This window comes from Rhodococcus rhodochrous (assembly GCF_014854695.1).
GTDB lineage: Bacteria > Actinomycetota > Actinomycetes > Mycobacteriales > Mycobacteriaceae > Rhodococcus.
Genome location: NZ_CP027557.1, coordinates 483,326 through 500,016, shown reverse-complemented (window position 1 = coordinate 500,016; position 16,691 = coordinate 483,326). Strand labels below are relative to the sequence as shown.

The window sequence follows — 16,691 nt, the reverse complement described above, 5'->3', positions numbered from 1 at the left end:
GGAACGGCTCTTCACAAGTGATGATCACCCGGTTCCACGTGCGGCCAGATCCGTCGTGCCGCGTCGGCGTCCGGAGGTGCACCGATGTTCTCGACGAGCCTCGTCAGACGCCTCCGGCCGGAGATCCTCAACCCCGGCCCACCGGTGCCGTGCGTACCGATCAGGGTCGGTGCGATGCCGGCGCGCATGAGCGCCTGCGCCAGAACTGCATGGGTGTCGGGAGCCGTCGGATCCAGACCGAGAACATACTGTGCTCCCTCGACCTCCATGCGACCGGACGCGAGGAACCACGCCCGCTGGGCCCGCGAGGACGGAACCCAGCCGGTCGGGACCGTCTTGCCGTCGCTGCTGTTCCACTGGGTCGCGAGCGGGACGAGAGCGGAGTCGGTGGACGTGCTGACGGTGAACAGCTCACCGTCGACGGCGATGTCCGCCTCGACTCCCGTGTCGGTCACGAGCTGCACGATCGCACGGGCGCGCCATTCGGCGTCGACCTCCACGGTCAGCACTGCGCCGTCGTCGGTGAGACGCGCACGTCCGTGTGCCGCGAGCAGGCCGCTCAGGTCGGCCAGGGCCGGCGGCATCGTGTCGGCCCCGAAGAAGGACAGTTGACTCACGGGTCCTCCTCTCCCGGCTCCGTGAGCGCGACGAGGCGGCGAGGTTCCGCGACCGGTTCGCGCACACGTCCCGGAAAATGCATCGTCCCCCATCACCTGAGGCGACGGGGGACGATCGGGCGAGGTGGTTGACCTTGCCCGGTTGCTCGCTCGAGCGGGTGGATCAGAGTGCGCGCACGCCGGTGGCCTGCGGGCCCTTGGTGCCCTGACCGACCTCGAACTCGACTCGCTGGTTCTCCTCGAGGGTGCGGAAGCCGGAACCCTGGATCTCGGAGTAGTGAACGAACACGTCGGCGGAGCCGTCCTCAGGAGCGATGAAGCCGAAGCCCTTCTCCGCGTTGAACCACTTCACAGTGCCCTGTGCCATGCTTTTCCTTCTCTTTCTAACACCGGATTCGACGAACCGCCGGGTACGCGATCCGCCAGGTCCCGGTTCCGACCGCTGTACTTCTCGAGTCCCCCGTTGGAAGAGCTAAAGCACCGCGCTCGCAACCATCGATCCTGCGAGCGTGCACTTTTCCAAGTCTACGAACACAGAAGCTGCGACCGGGTGTCAGTCAACCACGTTCTGGGCACGCGCAACAGTAGGAATGGGCACAAACGTGCCAATTCCCTGATCTTGTTCATGTCTCGGTAGCATTACCCACGGGTAGCTGTTGCTCCCATGTTACGGGAAGCCACTGTGGCCCCACTCGTCCCGGACCCGGGTCTCCCGTATCCGACACAGCCTCCCCGTATCCGACACACTCCTATCGACAGACGTTTCCGACAGACACCTCGTCCGACCCAGCGGAGTACTGCGTGACCGGCTCGCCCTTCCTCCACAGCGGCGACGCCACCGCCCCCACCTACGGTCGTGAGCTGCTCGACCGGCTGCTCGCCGGCACCCCGACGGGCGAGTCACCGCTGACCCACGTCGCAGAGATCCCGGCCCGACCCGCCCACCACAGCGACTGGCCGCAGTGGGCACACGAGGACGTCGTCCGGGCCTTCCGCGAACAGGGCGTCGAGCGTCCCTGGCACCACCAGGCGAGCGCCGCCGACATCGCGGCCGGCGGGGAGAACGTGGTGGTGTCCACCGGCACCGCGTCGGGCAAGTCGGTCGCCTACCAGCTGCCCGTCCTGAGCGCGCTCGCCGACGACCCGCAGGCCACCGCCCTGTACCTGTCGCCCACCAAAGCCCTCGGCGCGGACCAGCTGCGCGCGGTCACCGAACTGACCTCCGACATCGACGCCCTGTCGACCGTGTGCGCGTGCGCCTACGACGGCGACACCTCCACCGAGATCCGGCAGTGGACGCGCCGGCACTCGCGCTGGATCTTCACCAATCCCGACATGCTGCACCTGTCGCTGTTGCCCGCCCACGCACGATGGGCCCGGCTGTGGCGACGCCTGCGGTACGTCGTCGTCGACGAATGCCACTCCTATCGGGGTGTGTTCGGCTCGCACGTCGCACTGATCCTGCGTCGGCTCCGGCGCGTCGCCCGCCGGTACGGCGCCGATCCCGTCTTCGTCCTCGCCTCCGCGACGACCGCGGAACCGGGGGTGGCGGCGTCCCGGCTCATCGGAGCACCCTGCCGCGAGGTCACCGAGGACGGTTCGCCGCACGGACCCCGCACCGTCGCGATGTGGGAGCCGCCCCTGCTGCGCGAACTCACGGGCGAACACGGCGCTCCGGTGCGGCGGGCCGCCGGGACCGAGGCCGCGCGTCTTCTCGCCGACCTCGTCGTCGAAGGTGCCCGCACCCTGGCGTTCGTCCGGTCGCGTCACGGCGCCGAGCTCACGGCCATGGGTGCACGCCGGCTTCTCGCCGAGGCGGCACCGGATCTCGTCGACCGGGTGGCGGCCTACCGAGCGGGCTACCTCGCCGAGGATCGGCGCGATCTCGAGGCCGCTCTCTCCGACGGCCGTCTGCTCGGCGTCGCCAGCACCAACGCCCTCGAACTCGGAGTGGACATCGCCGGTCTGGACGCGGTGATCGTCGCCGGATTCCCGGGCACGGTCGCGTCCTTCCGGCAGCAGGGCGGTCGCGCCGGCCGCCGCGGGCAGGGTTCGCTCGTCGTGCTGGTCGCGCGGGACGATCCGCTCGACACCTATCTCGTGCACCATCCGCAGGCACTGCTCGACCGGCCGGTCGAGGCGACGGTCACCGATCCGAACAATCCGTACGTGCTCGGACCCCAACTCCTCTGCGCTGCATCGGAACTGCCGCTCAACGATGCCGAGGTCGAGGAGTTCGGCGCGCTCGACGTCCTCACGGACCTCGCGGAGCAGGGACTGATCCGGCGCCGCCCGCACGGCTGGTTCGTCACCCCGGGAACGCAACCGCACGGCGATGTCGAGATCCGCGGCGGGATCGGCCACCAGGTCTCGATCGTCGAGGGCGACACCGGTCGCATGCTCGGCACCGTCGATGCCGCCCGCGCCCCCGCGACCGTTCACCCCGGGGCGGTGCACCTGCACCAGGGCGAAACCTTCGTCGTCGACGAGTTGTATCTCGACGACGGCATCGCCCTCGTGCACGCCGAGGACCCGGAATGGTCGACGAGCGCACGCGAGATCACCGACATCTGCTGCATCTCCGTCGACGAATACCGCGAGTTCGGGCCCGTCACGGTCGCGTCCGTGGGGGTCGAGGTGACGCATCGCGTGGTCGGCTATCTGCGCCGCCTGCCGTCCGGGGAGGTGCTCGACCAGATCCCCCTCGACATGCCGGAGCACACGCTCGACACCCGCGCGGTGATGTACACGATCGACCCCGACCTGCTCGACCGGATCGGGGTGACCCCCGATCGCGTGCCCGGCGCACTCCACGCCGCCGAGCATGCCGCGATCGGTCTGCTCCCCCTGCTCGCGACGTGCGATCGCGGCGACATCGGCGGTGTCTCCACCGACCTGCACCCCGACATCGGGCTGCCCACCGTCTTCGTCTACGACGGACAGCCCGGCGGTGCCGGATTCGCCGAACGCGGATACCACCGGATCACCAAGTGGCTCACCGCGACCCGCGATGCGGTCGCGGCGTGCGAGTGCGCCGCCGGATGCCCGTCGTGCGTGTACTCTCCCAAGTGCGGGAACGGCAACGATCCTCTCGACAAGGCCGGTGCGGTCGGCGTCCTCGGTGCCGTCCTCGCTGCGATCGGGGGGTGACGCCGGTTCAGGCCACCGGCGCGCCTCCGGCCTCGGCGCGTTCGGCGGCCAGCAGCGCGGCACGCGCCTCGCGGCGGCGCGCCTGCTCGGCCGGATCCGGGACGGGAACGGCCGCCAGCAGTCGCTTGGTGTACGGATCCGACGGCGAACGCAGGATGCGATCGGTCCGGTCGAACTCGACGAGTCTGCCGGCGCGCATCACGGCGATGCGACGGGCGAGCACCTCGACGACGGCCAGGTCGTGGCTGATGAACAGGCACGCGAAGCCGTACTCACGCTGCAGTTCCCGGAACAGCTCGAGCACCTTGGCCTGCACCGACACGTCGAGCGCGGAGGTGGGTTCGTCCGCGATCAGCAGTGTCGGTTCGAGCGCGAGGGCCCGGGCGATGCCGACCCGCTGACGCTGTCCGCCGGAGAGCTGGTGCGGATAGCGGTTGCGCATGTCGCGGGGCAGATGGACCTGATCGAGGAGTTCTTCGACCTTCTTGTCCCGCTGCGTGCGGTCCATCTCGGTGTGCAGCAGCATCGGCTCGGCGATGGACTGTCCGATCGGCCACCGCGGATTGAGCGACGAACCCGGATCCTGGAAGACGATGCCGATCTTGCGGCGTACAGGACGCAGGTCGCGCGCCGACATCTTCGTGATGTCCACACCGCCGACGGACAACGAACCCGAGTGCAGCCCGACCAGGCCGACCGCGGCCTTGCCGATGGTCGACTTACCCGAGCCCGATTCGCCGACGAGCCCGACGACCTCACCGGGTTCGATGTCGAGACTCACCCCGTCCACGGCGCGGAAGCCGCTGTTGCGTCGGGCACCGGGGTACTCGATCACCGCGTCGACGAACCGGAGCGCGTACTGCACGTCCGGAGTGTCGTCGGCACCCACCTCACCGGCGCGCGAGCCGAGGTGGGGCACCGAGGCGAGCAGTTCGCGGGTGTAGGCGTGCTCCGGCGTGCCGAAGATCCGATCCGACGTCCCCTGCTCGACGATCGCACCGTCGCGCATGACGATGATGCGGTCGGCCATGTCGGCGACCACACCCATGTCGTGCGTGATGAGCACGATCGCCGCGTCCACCCGCTCGCGCAGGTCGCGCATGAGCTGCAGGATTTCCGCCTGCACCGTCACGTCGAGAGCGGTGGTGGGTTCGTCGGCGATGAGCACCGACGGCTCGGATGCCAGGGCCTGCGCGATCATCGCGCGCTGACGCTGACCGCCGGAGAGCTGGTGCGGGTAGTAGCCGACGCGCTTCTCGGGTTCGGGCATGTCGACGAGACGCAGCAGCTCGACCACGCGCTCCTTCGCCTCGGCTTTCGTCACGTCGGCGTGCGCCCGGATGGCCTCGGTGATCTGCCACCCGATCGTGTAGACGGGATTGAGAGCCGTCATCGGCTCCTGGAAGATCACGGCGATGTCCTTGCCGCGCACCGAGTTCAGCTCGCGTTCCGTCAGACCGACGAGCTCGCGCCCATCGAGGGTGATGCTGCCGTCGACCCGGCTGTTGTCGGCGAGCAGACCCGGTACCGCCATGGCGGTCGTCGACTTACCCGAACCGGATTCGCCGACGATCGCCACGATCTCTCCGCGCGCCACCTCGAACGAGACGTCGCGCACGGCGGTCCGCCAGGTCCGGTCCACCTCGAAGTCGATGGTCAGACCGGAGACCTCCAGGATCGGGGCGCCGGGGGTGGTCTTCTCGCGCGTATCGAGACTCATTGCGTCAGCTCCGTTTCGGGTCGAGCGCATCGCGCAGCGCATCACCCATGAGAATGAAGGCCAGCACCGTGACCGATAGGAATCCTGCCGGGAACAGCACCAGATGCGGCGAGGTGGAGAGGTAGCTCTGACCCAGGTTGATCTGCAGGCCCCAGGACATGGCCGGCATCTGCAGACCGATACCGAGATACGACAGCGCAGCCTCGGCCGCGATGAACGTACCGACGGCGACGGTGGCGTACACCAGCACCGGGGTCAGGGCGTTCGGCAGGATGTGCCGGACGAGGATGCGGAAGGTCGACGCGCCGAGCACCTGCGCCGCCTGGACGTACTCACTGCCCTTGACCGCGATGACCGACGACCGCACCAGGCGCATCGCGGTCATCCAGCCGAAGGCGATCAGCGCCATCGCGACCGTCAGGGCCGTCCTCTCACTGGTCACGGTCAGCAGCACGAGCGCGCCGAGCAGGAGCGGGATGCCGAAGAATACATCGGTGAACCGCGCCAGCACGCTGTCGAGGATTCCTCCGAAATATCCTGCGAGCGAACCGATCAGGACACCGATGACCAGCACACCGATGACGGCCAGCAGACCGATGGACAGCGACACGCGGGCGCCGTAGACGACGTTGGCGTAGTAGTCGCAGCCCTGCAGATCCGTTCCGAACCAGTGCTCCGCGCTGGGTGGGAGACGGGTGTCCGACAGGTCGCAGGCCCGCGGATCGATCCCGCGGGCGAACACCTGCGGCACCACCGCCATCGCGACGAGGACGATCGTGATGACGGCTCCGAACCAGAAGAACGCGCTGCGGCGCAGCTTCTTCCACGCGTTGCCCCACAGACTCGCCTGGCCGACGAGCTCGACGGCCTCACCGGTCACGACATTTCCCGGCTCACCTTCCTGCACGGCGTGCTGGCGGGCGGCCTCGGCGTTATTGGAATCCATCACCACTACTCGTATCTGATCCGTGGGTCGAGGAATGCGTACAGCACGTCCACGACGAGATTGAAGAAGATGTAGAAGAAGACCATCAGCGTGACGATGCCGACGACCACTGCACCTTCCTGGTTCTGCACAGCGTCGAAGATGGCGCGGCCGAGCCCGGGAATGTTGAACACGGACTCGGTGATGATCGCGCCGCCGAGCAACGCCCCGATGTCGGCACCGATGAACGTCACGACCGGGATGAGGCTGTTGCGCAGGGCATGCCGGGTCACGATGCGGCTGTATCCGACGCCCTTGGAGCGGGCGGTGCGGATGTAATCGGCCGCCATCGACTCCGAGACCGCGGTGCGCGTCAGTCGTGCCACGTAGGCCATCGACAGGGATGCGAGCACCAGACCGGGCAACAGGTAGCTGTACCAGCCGTCGTTGATACCGGCGATCGGGAACAGACCCAGCTTGTATCCCAGGACGTACTGCGAGACGAAGCCGAGGACGAACACCGGGATCGAGACGAGCAGCGTCGACGAGACGAGCACGAGATTGTCGAAGAAGGAATTGCGGCGCAGCGCTGCGAGCACACCGGCCGTGACGCCGATGAGAATCTCGAAGACCACGGCCACCGCGGTCAGCTGGATGGTGACCGGCAGCCGCTGCGAGATGGTGTCCAGCACCGGCCTACCGGAGAAGTCGGATCCGAAGTCGCCCTGGAACAGTCCACCGACGTACTTGATGTACTGGACGAAGAACGGATCGTCGAGGTTGTACTGGGCGCGAAGCTGCGCCACGACCGCGGGAGCGAGCGGGCGATCGCCCGCCAGCGCGCGAATGGGATCGCCCGGAAGGGCGTAGACCATCGCGAAGATGAGGAACGAGGCGCCGATCAGGACCGGAACGGTCAACAGCACTCGGCGCGTGATGAAGCGACCCACTGGGTTCTCCTATACGGAACAGAACGTCCTACACGGGTGGTGGGGTGTCCCGTCTGCGCGGGACACCCCACCACTCGTCACTCAGCCGACCGTGACCTCTTCGGTCACGATGTCACCGAACGCGTCGATCTTCACGTTGTCGACCCGGTCGCTCGTCACGGCCTGGTTCAGTCCGTAGAAGAGCGGCGTGGCGGGCAGGTCGCGGAACAGGATGTCCTCGGCGCGCTGGTATTCCACCGTGGCCTCGTCGAGGGTGTCGGCGTTGTTACCGGCCGACAGGGCCCCGTCGAACTCGGGGTTGCTGTAGAAGGTCATGTTCGACCCGGCCGGCGGCATCGCGGCCGTGCTGTAGACGGGAGCCAGGAAGTTGTACAGCGACGGGTAGTCCATGATCCAGCCCATCCGGAACGGACCGGTCATGCCCTTGTCGTCCTGCAGCGGCAGGTACTGCGCGAACTGCAGGTCGCCGCGAAGCACGTACTCGACACCGAGATTGCTGCGGAGCTGGTTGCCGATCGCGGTCATCCACTGGTCGTGCCCGGCTCCGGCGTTGAACCACAGATCGACCGGCCGGCTGCGATCGAAGCCGGCCTCGTCGAGCAGCTTGTTGGCCTGCTCGACGTTCAGCTCGCACTTGGCGCCGCAGGCGTCCTCGCGGTAGCCCTCGACGACGGGCGACCCGAAGGAGGCCGCCGGCGTGCGGGTGTCGGTGAAGATGGCCGTGGTGATGGCCTGACGATCGATCGCCATCGAGAATGCTTCGCGGACACGCGGGTCGGCGAAACGCTCGTCGTAGGTCGGGAACGAGAGCGCGGTGATGTCGGGGCGGGCGCGCTCGACGTAGCGATCACCGAACTGGTCGCGGGCGGTGGCCCAGGCGTCCGGCGGCAGGTCCAGCAGCACGTCGAGGCCGCCGGCCTGGACGTCGGTGTAGGCGGTGGTCAGTTCGGTGTAGACCTTGAACTGCACGCCCTCGGCCTGCGCCGGGTTGTCGCCGGCGTACTCCTCGTACTTGGTCACGGTGAAGCCCTGACCGTCGACGAAGTCCTCGTCTGCCTTGAACGGGCCGTTGCCGATCGGACGGCGACCGAACGCCTCGGGGTCGTCGAAGAACACCTCGGGCAGAGGGTAGAACGCGGTGTACCCGAGGGTGACCGGGAAGATCGCGAACGGTTCCTTCAGCTCGACGGAGATCGTCGTGTCGTTCACGGCCTCGAGGCCCGACATGGTGGTCGCGGCGGGCTCGGCACCGTCGGCGGCTTGCAGCTCGTCGTATCCCTTGACGTTCTCGAAGAAGTACGAGGCGCCGTACGCGTTGGTGCTCAGAGCGGTGTAGTTCCACGCGTCGACATACGACTTCGCGGTGACGGGAGTTCCGTCGTGGAACGTCCAGCCCTCGTTCAGTTCGATGGTCCAGGTCATCTGGTCCTCGGACTCGACCGATTTCGCGACGCCGGTGTACTCCACGTCGCTGGTCTCGTCGTTGTAGCGCACCAGCGGCGTGAACAGTGACTTGAGGACCTGATTGCCCTCGCTCTCGGTGGTGTTGCCCGGAACCAGCGGGTTCTCGGGCTGCATGATGTGCAGGCTGTAGACGCCCTCGGCACCGGAAGCGCTGCCGCCCCCACATGCCGCGAGCAGGCCGGCAGCCACGAAGCCTGCCGACACGGCCGCGATTACGCGCTTGACCCTCAAGATCGATCCTCCCTCAGTTCCCGCGGGACGGGGTCGCCGTCCGCGCAGGCCGCGATGGTCCGCGGTGTCGGTGTGGGCCACAGTGCGAACGATGTGCAGCCCGGAATGCCGGGGGACTCTGGACACACTTCGAGAGTCCGTCACGCGGCGTCCCCCGATCGGGGGACCGGAAAAGAACGAACGAAATACCTTCGTAATCAGACAGGAACACACGTCGCCTGCCGGATACGTCGATGCGAAAGGGTTCCGACCACGGAACCGACCCTCATCCCCGCACTACATCCGCTCCCGCACCCCTTACCGCTGCCCGACCGGGAACCGGAATTGCTTCGTCCACCACCACTGTGTCCACAATCGTCTATGACGACCGTCACACATAATAAGCACAGGTAAGCAATGAGCGCGAATCCGCTGGATACGGCCGCGAGCGACCCGCCGACGGCCTCATCGGGCAGGACCGGCTCGCGCGACGGCCGTCGCCTCCTTCCCGTCGAAGAGGGCCGACACCGCAGCGGTGACCTCGACGAGCGCATCCCACTCGTGGATCTCGCAGCGCCGCAATCGCACTCGCATCCGTGTGGTGATCACCTCGCTCGCCTCGCAGGCCTCCACGACCCCGCGGTCCAGTGCCGAGGCGACCGCCACCGCCGCCAGGTCGGCCGCCGCCTGCGCACGATGACGTGCGACGACGACCGACCCGACGTGCAGCAACGTGGCCGTGATCGCGATGAGGCCGGCCATCACGGCGCAGCCGATCACACTCGCGCTCCCGTCGTCGCCGAGGAGGGAGGGGCCCGACCTCATCGCGTTCCTTCCGGCTCGCGCACCGCCACCGCCTCGGCCGTGAGGGTCAGCAACGGGAGCAGCGGACTCTCCGCGGTCACGACCGCCACGATCAGATCTCCCTCCTCGCGTACCGCCACGCGTGCGTCCGGAGGCGCGACTCGCATGGCCACCTCGATCGCCCTCGCCTGGTCTCCCCGCGCAGCGAGGCGGGCGGCTTCGCGGGCGGCGTCATGGCACCGCACCTGGTACGCGATGCCCAGCACCGCACCGAGGCACAGTACGAGCACCGTGACCAGGCTCGCGACGGCGAGAGCCGCTTCGACGGTGACCCCGCCTTCGTCCTCACGAACGAAGGCACGTAACCAGCGTCGTCCGAGCATCTTTCGCATGCTTCGGTGTCACACCGCCGTGTTCAGGGCACGCTCGACGATGCCCGTCAGCGCGGACACGATCGAATCACCGGTCACCACGGTGTACAGCACCGCCCCGAAAGCCGCCGCCGCAATGGTCCCGATCGCATATTCCGCCGTCGACATGCCGTCGTCCTGCACGACGAGCCCGCCGAGACGACCACGCAGGCCACGTGCGAGCCCTGCGTCCGGTGTTCGTTTCCCCATCTTCCGTCCCTCCCATCCGTGCGGCGCGGACCGTCCGCGCCGACGTTCACATCAGCCCCGCACCCAGGACGTCCCGCGCCAGGCCGACGACGACCGGCACGATGCCCAGGCACACGAAAGCAGGCAGAAAACACAGACCGAGCGGCCCGCTCACGAGCACTCCGGCCCGATCGATCTCGGCAGCCACCCGGTCCTCCGTCTCGGCGCGATGCCGGACCGCGAGTTCGGCGACGATGTCCGACAGGGGCGCACCGGATTTCGCGGATCGTCGTGCCGCGCGGGCGAAATCGTCCAGCGCGTCGACCGCTCCCGAACCTCCCCACGCATCGGCCGGATCGGCTCCGAGCGCCAATCGGTCGGCTCCTCTCCGCAACGCCGCCGCGAGGTCGGGTGGAGCAGACTCCGCGACGACCCGCGCCGCAGAACCGGCGGGCATCCCTGCGCGCAGGCACGCCGCGAAGAGATCGAAGGCGGCGGGAAGCGCGTGCGGGTCGGTCTCGGGTGTAGTTGTATCCGACTGATCGGCAAGGGTTCTCGTGGAGAACAAGCGGGTGGTTCCACGAGGTGTCGGCGCGACGACGAGCGAGGCCGCTCCCAGCAACACCGCCCACGTCGCGCTCATGTCCCCACCCGTGCCGCGATCCGATCCGTCCACAACAGACCCGCACAGACCAGCGCAGTGCCCACCACGAGCATGACGCCGCCGAGCCCACCGGTGAGAAGGATGCCGAGCGGAGCGGCGCCCATGAGTTGCCCGAGACCCACCCCGAGCACCGGCAGTCCCGCCAGGACCGTCGCCGTGGCCCGCGCGCCGGCGAGACCTGCCTCCGTACGGGCACGGATCCGCATACGCGCGGCCAGATCGACGCGCGCGGCCCCGAGCAGTTCGGCGAGAGCGAGACCGTGACGGTCGGAGACCGCCCACGCGTCGGCAACACGGTCCAGACTGTCGGCGACGCCATCGCCGTCCGACGATGCTGCAGCAGATCGTAATCCGTGTGCCGCCGACCCGCCGAGTCGCGCCCGGGCCGCAGCGACCCGGAAGGCACCGGCGACGGACCCGGCCGTCTCCCGAGCCGCCGTCTCGCACGCGTCGGCGGGATGCGTCCCCACCCGCAGATCCGCGATCACGGTGTCGAGTCCCGACAGCAACATCCGCCGTTGCCGATCGAGCTCCGCAGCGCGACGACGCGATCGACGACGCCCCACCACGGTCGCCGCGACGGTCGCGCCGGCCACGGCCGGCGTGATCCCCGCCCACACCACAACCGTCGTGAGCACGACGACCACCACCCCGGCGACGAGGGCGCGCGGTATCGGGCGCGGCGCCGCGTCGGGCACCCCGCGTCGCAGTCGACGGCGGGCCGAGGACGACGGCAGGACGAACAGCGCCGCCGCGAGGCACAGGAGCGTCGCGTTCACGGCGCGTCCCGTCGACGCAGGATCCGTTCGAGGGTGTCCATGCCGTGCTCGTCGCCCCTGTCGTGGGTCCATGCGGGCGTGACGATCACGCCCGCGACGGGGTCCCGCTCGACCACGCCGATCCCCACGAGACGTCGCACTCCGTCGCTGCCGCGGTGGACGTGCAGAATCACCTGCACCGCTGCGACGAACTGGCTGTGCAGCGCCGCCCGGTCGAGACCGCCGAGCGCGGCAAGGGCCTCGAGCCGCGCGGGCACTTCGTCGGGCGAATTGGCGTGCACGGTCCCGGCACCACCGTCGTGACCCGTGTTCAGCGCGGTGAGAAGATCGACGACCTCGGCGCCCCTCACCTCACCGATGACGATGCGGTCCGGTCGCATCCGCAGCGCCTGCCGCACGAGATCGCGGACGGTGACCTCACCGACGCCCTCCACATTGGGTGCCCGTGCCACGAGGCGCACCACGTGCGGGTGGGCCGGGACCAGTTCGGCGGCGTCCTCGACGCAGACGATGCGTTCGGTCGGGTCCACCGCGCCGAGCAGCGCCGCGAGCATCGTCGTCTTCCCCGCACCCGTACCGCCGACGACGAGGAAGGCCAGACGCGCGCGAACGATGCGCAGCAGCAACCGGTAGGCGGCCCCGGAGACCGCACCGCGATCCCGCAGTGCTTCGAGTCCCTGGGTCGCGGGTCGCAGGACCCGCAGCGACAGGCACGTCCCGGCCTGCGCGACCGGAGAGAGGACCGCGTGCAGTCGGACACCGAACTCACCGTGCCCGGGCAACCTGCCGTCGACCCACATCTGAGCGTCGTCGAGCCGACGCCCGGCGAACAGTGCCAGTCGCTGAGCGAGTCGTCGGACCGCGGCCTCGTCGGGGAAGGTGACCTCGGTCAGGTGCAGTCCGTTGCCGCGATCCACCCAGACCCGGTCGGGTGCGGTGACGAGCACGTCGGTCACCGCCGGGTCTGCCAGCAGAGCCTCGAGCGGGCCCGCTCCGGTCAGTTCGGTCTGCAGATGCCGCAGTGCCGCAAGCAGATCGGAGTCTCCGAGCACTCCCCCGGATTCCGCGCGCAGGGCCGCGGCGACGCGGGCCGGAGTGAGCTCCCCCGTCTCGTCGGCCAGACGGTCGCGGACCCGCGAGAGGAGATCGTCCCCGAGGATCCCGGTCATGCCGCACGTCCCGGGCCGGCGCGGTCGGCCTCCACGGCCGCCAGCACGTCGTGCGCCGCACCGAGCAACGGCGAGCGTGGCCGCAGCCGTAGGCCACCGCGTTCGAGCATCTCGCTCAGGCCCGGCTCGGGACGCATCGAAGTGAGCACGTTCAGGCCCACCGCGTCGGCCACGTCGACGGCTCGCAGGCCCCCGGGTGCAGGTCCGCGGACGACGACTCCGGCGGGCTCACCCCGCGCCGCGAGCGTGCGGGCGACCCGGGCAGCGGAGAGCACCGCACCGATCCGGGCCGGCACGACGACCACGGTGAGGTCGGCCAGTGCGATCACCGCGTCGGCGACCGGGTCGAAGCTGCGCCCCACATCGCAGACGACGGTTGCTCCCGCTCCGCGTACCCCGTCGACGACCGACTCTGCGGCGACGGCGGTGAGCCGATCGGTGTTCTCGCGGTCGGTCGACAGGACGCCCACCCCGGATGCCCATACGGGCACGGCGTCGCGCAGGGCACGCGCGGAGATTCGTCCGCCGTCGACGGTGAGACCGGACCACCGCACTCCCGGACGCTCCTCGAGACCGGTCAGGACGTCGAGTCCCGCGCCGAACGGATCGGCGTCGACGAGCAGGGTGTCGCGTCGTTCGTCGTTCCCCGCGGCCCAGGCCAGTGCGGCGGCGAAGGACGACGCGCCCGCTCCCCCGCATCCTCCGACGACCGCGAGGACAGTACCGGCACCGGTCGAGGGCTCGTCGGCGGCTGCGACGATCGAGAGCAGTTCCACCTCCTCGGACGGGAGGGCGAGGACGTGTTCGGCGCCGACGGTCGCGGCGGCCTGCCAGTCCGCCAGGCCGGCCGTCCCGCTGCACACGAGGATCACGCCGGGGCGGCGGGGATATCCGGCCGCGCATGCCGCTGCTGCGGACGCGTCGAGGACGACGATCGCCGCGTCGGTCCACGCCCTGCGGGGCACCGGCACGGACATCTCGTGCAGCGTGCGATCGGCCGCCGCGACCACGCGACGGAGGTCGGCGACCAGCGCAGGATCGTCGACCAGTCCGAGGATGTCGTTCATGCCCGACAGGCTGCCCCGCTGCGGGGTCGTGAGCGCCGGGGGAACGGCCTCGGAAGCCCCGCCTGTGGATGAATCGGGGGCCTGTGGACAACCCGGCCGTGCGCACCCTCGTCGCACCTGTGCGCAGGTCGGCGGGTGTAGAAGACAGTACGAAGACGTATGGGAAAGGCCCTCACACAAAGCGACAGCCCTCGCCAGGGGGGAGGAGGCGAGGGCCGTCTGCGTTCAGCCCCGGGGGGTCGGGCTGAACACAACCCGAGTATCGACCCGGGCATTCGCGATAGTACACCGTTAGGCGTGACTACTTGCAACTTCAAACACCGGCGCGGCGCGCCCCTATTGTGGTGATCGTGACCGACACGTCCGTGAATCCGTCCCGACCGGCCCCGTCGACGGGGGGCTCACCGGATTCGGCTCGCATCGCAGCGTTCTTCGATCTCGACAAGACCGTCATCGCCAAGTCCAGCGTGCTGGCGTTCACCCGGCCGTTCTTCGAGGAGGGTCTCCTCAGCCGTCGGGCCGTGCTGCAGAGCACCTACGCCCAGCTCCTCTACCTGTTGTCGGCGGCCGATCAGGCCCGGGTGGACCGGATGCGCGAACACATCGCACACATGTGCAAGGGATGGGATGTCGAGCAGGTCGGATCGATCGTCGAGAAGACCCTGCAGGACGTCGTGACGCCGCTCGTCTACGCGGAGGCGAAGGACCTGATCGCCGATCATCGGGCCCGCGGTCACGACGTGATCATCGTGTCCGCGTCCGGCCAGGAGGTGGTGACTCCGATCGCCCGGACACTCGGTGCCTCCCACAGCACAGGGAGCCGGATGCGGATCGTCGACGGCCGGTACGCCGGCGAGCTCGAGTTCTACTGCTTCGGGGAGGCGAAGGCGGTCGCGATCCGCGAGCTCGCCGAGCAGTACGGCTACGACCTCTCCCGCAGCTACGCGTACTCCGATTCGGCCACCGACCTGCCGATGTTGCTCGAGGTCGGCAATCCGCGCGCGGTCAACCCCGACCGCCCGCTGCGCCGGGCGGCAACCGAAAATGGTTGGCCCGTTCTCACTTTCGCTCGGCCCGTACCACTCGGACGTCGTGCCCGTCCGTCACCGCGCGCCCTGGCGACGCTCGCCGCGACCCTCGGAGCAACGGCACTGATACTGGGTGCCACCCGCCGACTGGCCAAGCGCCGGATGCGTTGACACTCAGGGCCGCTCACCGCGAAATCGAAAACGAAGCATTGCCGTCGGGGGCTTGCCGACATCTCGCGGACGGGGTAGAAAGGAGTTACGGAAGGACGGAAGGCCAAGACCGAATCGGAAGAGAAGATTCGATCTCCCGACTGTTCTTCCCAGCACGGACACCGAGTACCCACGCGAAGCCGATGCCACTATAAGGGCACGAGTGTTGTGGGCCTGCGAGTTCCGGATTTTCGAAGACGAGTTCCCCGCACCCGTTGCGAGGACGAATCGACGATACCCGGATCATCGCCGAGGCCGTTGAATCACAACCCATTTCAGCACGCATGGTAACTCGGACCGTCCGTGCTAGCGGGTGGCGGAATCGATCTCGATCGATATGCCACCCGCTTTCGCGTGCAGGGGGTTTCGCGTGCAGAAGTTTGACGGGGATGCCCCGGCCGGCGAAGCCCCCGGCACTCAGCCGGCGAACGCCTCGGCGATCGAGCCGGCCTCACGAGCCCCGGCTTCGAGCGACCCGCAGCAGAAGAGCACCCAGCCGCCGACGCCCTCCACGGTTCCCGCCCCGAATCCGTCGACCCCGTCGCGGTAGGCCTGCAGTCGGCGCATCCAGTGGACCTCGGGTACGCCCAGATTGCGCGTGTCGAGTCCGGACGCGACGCACACGAGCCGGGACGCGGCCCGCGCGACGATGCCGTCGGCGACACCGAACGGCTTCAGAACGGACAGTTCACCGTGCACTACCGCAGCGAGAACCGGCGCCGGCGCGTTCGTCCCGCCCGTGACGAGTTGCGCGAGCCCGTCGAGACGCTCGGCGACCCCCGGTTCCGTCCGCGGACGACCCAGTTCCTCGGCGTCCTCCACCAGATCCGCGGCAGCGAGCAGGTGCAGGCGGGCGAGCGCCTGCAGCGGGGCACGTCGCCACGTCGCGACCATGTTGCCGAGCGCATCACCGTCGAGCGACTGCGCGACCCGCAGTGCTCCGGCCAGGATCGGGTCGCCGCTCTCCCCCGGCTGCGGAAGTTCCATCGATCCGCCGTCGATCGACGCCGAGGCGCGGGCGGCCCGCACCGATGCCTCCGCGGCGGTGTTCGCCCAGCCACGCCGATTGGTTCGGTGGCGATGCACCTCTGCGAGCGCGTCGCGGGCACGGTCGGCGGCGTCGCGTACGCCCGGAAGGTCGACGAGAGGCTGAAGAGGGTCGGTCACGCCGACGACGGTACCGGCGCGCATGCGGTGGACGGACGAGAGGTTCACCGGTCGTGCCCGAATGCCGTTCGTCGCGCGAATTCGACCGATGAGCGAAAGTGACGGGGTTGCATATCGATGCAACGGTGCGGTGCCGGTCACAGATGATTACGCTCACAAGAGCCCGAA

General features: G+C 68.9%; 16 protein-coding genes. 2 read left to right on the top strand and 14 right to left on the bottom strand.

Annotated elements, in window-relative coordinates:
- Positions 1–11: 11 nt before the first annotated feature.
- Both C6Y44_RS02255 and C6Y44_RS02250 read right to left on the bottom strand, forming a co-directional pair.
- The gene (locus C6Y44_RS02255) at positions 12–617 is read right to left on the bottom strand and encodes a hypothetical protein (protein WP_159416860.1); all 606 of its coding nucleotides are present in this window, start codon (positions 615–617) and stop codon (positions 12–14) included.
- A 163-nt stretch (positions 618–780) separates the two neighbouring features.
- The gene (locus C6Y44_RS02250) at positions 781–984 is read right to left on the bottom strand and encodes a cold-shock protein (RefSeq protein ID WP_003935252.1); all 204 of its coding nucleotides are present in this window, start codon (positions 982–984) and stop codon (positions 781–783) included.
- A gap of 434 nt (positions 985–1,418) precedes the next feature.
- Here C6Y44_RS02250 and C6Y44_RS02245 point away from each other — a divergent pair, with 434 nt between their 5' ends.
- The gene (locus C6Y44_RS02245) at positions 1,419–3,767 is read left to right on the top strand and encodes a DEAD/DEAH box helicase (RefSeq protein WP_159416861.1); all 2,349 of its coding nucleotides are present in this window, start codon (positions 1,419–1,421) and stop codon (positions 3,765–3,767) included.
- A gap of 7 nt (positions 3,768–3,774) precedes the next feature.
- Here C6Y44_RS02245 and C6Y44_RS02240 read toward each other — a convergent pair whose 3' ends face one another.
- From C6Y44_RS02240 to ssd, 11 genes are all read right to left on the bottom strand, one after another.
- A complete protein-coding gene (locus C6Y44_RS02240) occupies positions 3,775–5,487 on the bottom strand; it encodes an ABC transporter ATP-binding protein (protein WP_120281232.1) in 1,713 nt (570 codons plus the stop codon).
- Between the two features lie 4 nt (positions 5,488–5,491).
- Complete coding sequence (locus C6Y44_RS02235) at positions 5,492–6,439, bottom strand: ABC transporter permease (protein ID WP_120281231.1); 948 nt, start codon at positions 6,437–6,439, stop codon at positions 5,492–5,494.
- Positions 6,439–7,362, bottom strand: a complete 924-nt coding sequence (locus C6Y44_RS02230) for an ABC transporter permease (RefSeq protein ID WP_106200723.1) — start codon at positions 7,360–7,362, stop codon at positions 6,439–6,441. The genes C6Y44_RS02235 and C6Y44_RS02230 overlap by 1 nt, the downstream gene beginning before the upstream one ends.
- A gap of 81 nt (positions 7,363–7,443) precedes the next feature.
- A complete protein-coding gene (locus C6Y44_RS02225) occupies positions 7,444–9,057 on the bottom strand; it encodes a peptide ABC transporter substrate-binding protein (RefSeq protein ID WP_225623701.1) in 1,614 nt (537 codons plus the stop codon).
- A 444-nt stretch (positions 9,058–9,501) separates the two neighbouring features.
- Positions 9,502–9,861, bottom strand: coding sequence for an Rv3654c family TadE-like protein (locus tag C6Y44_RS02220; RefSeq protein ID WP_159416862.1), 360 nt, complete (start codon positions 9,859–9,861; stop codon positions 9,502–9,504).
- A complete protein-coding gene (locus C6Y44_RS02215) occupies positions 9,858–10,223 on the bottom strand; it encodes a TadE family type IV pilus minor pilin (RefSeq protein WP_159416863.1) in 366 nt (121 codons plus the stop codon). The genes C6Y44_RS02220 and C6Y44_RS02215 overlap by 4 nt, the downstream gene beginning before the upstream one ends.
- Before the next feature lie 18 nt (positions 10,224–10,241).
- Positions 10,242–10,460, bottom strand: a complete 219-nt coding sequence (locus C6Y44_RS02210; RefSeq protein WP_120281229.1) for a DUF4244 domain-containing protein — start codon at positions 10,458–10,460, stop codon at positions 10,242–10,244.
- A gap of 46 nt (positions 10,461–10,506) precedes the next feature.
- On the bottom strand, positions 10,507–11,082 hold the full coding sequence (locus C6Y44_RS02205) for a type II secretion system F family protein (RefSeq protein ID WP_159416864.1): 576 nt from the start codon (positions 11,080–11,082) through the stop codon (positions 10,507–10,509).
- A complete protein-coding gene (locus C6Y44_RS02200; RefSeq protein ID WP_159416865.1) occupies positions 11,079–11,882 on the bottom strand; it encodes a type II secretion system F family protein in 804 nt (267 codons plus the stop codon). Before C6Y44_RS02200 ends, C6Y44_RS02205 begins: the two co-directional genes overlap by 4 nt.
- Positions 11,879–13,051, bottom strand: coding sequence for a TadA family conjugal transfer-associated ATPase (locus C6Y44_RS02195; RefSeq protein WP_192378618.1), 1,173 nt, complete (start codon positions 13,049–13,051; stop codon positions 11,879–11,881). Before C6Y44_RS02195 ends, C6Y44_RS02200 begins: the two co-directional genes overlap by 4 nt.
- Positions 13,048–14,118, bottom strand: coding sequence for a septum site-determining protein Ssd (gene ssd, locus C6Y44_RS02190; RefSeq protein ID WP_159416875.1), 1,071 nt, complete (start codon positions 14,116–14,118; stop codon positions 13,048–13,050). Before ssd ends, C6Y44_RS02195 begins: the two co-directional genes overlap by 4 nt.
- Positions 14,119–14,462: 344 nt before the next feature.
- Between ssd and C6Y44_RS02185 the strand changes: the two genes are divergently transcribed.
- Complete coding sequence (locus C6Y44_RS02185; protein WP_372474241.1) at positions 14,463–15,317, top strand: HAD family hydrolase; 855 nt, start codon at positions 14,463–14,465, stop codon at positions 15,315–15,317.
- A gap of 456 nt (positions 15,318–15,773) precedes the next feature.
- On the opposite strand, the gene C6Y44_RS02180 is transcribed toward C6Y44_RS02185, so the two are convergent.
- Entirely contained in the window at positions 15,774–16,523 is a 750-nt protein-coding gene (locus C6Y44_RS02180) for a Fic family protein (RefSeq protein WP_174246947.1), read from the bottom strand.
- Positions 16,524–16,691: the final 168 nt, after the last annotated feature.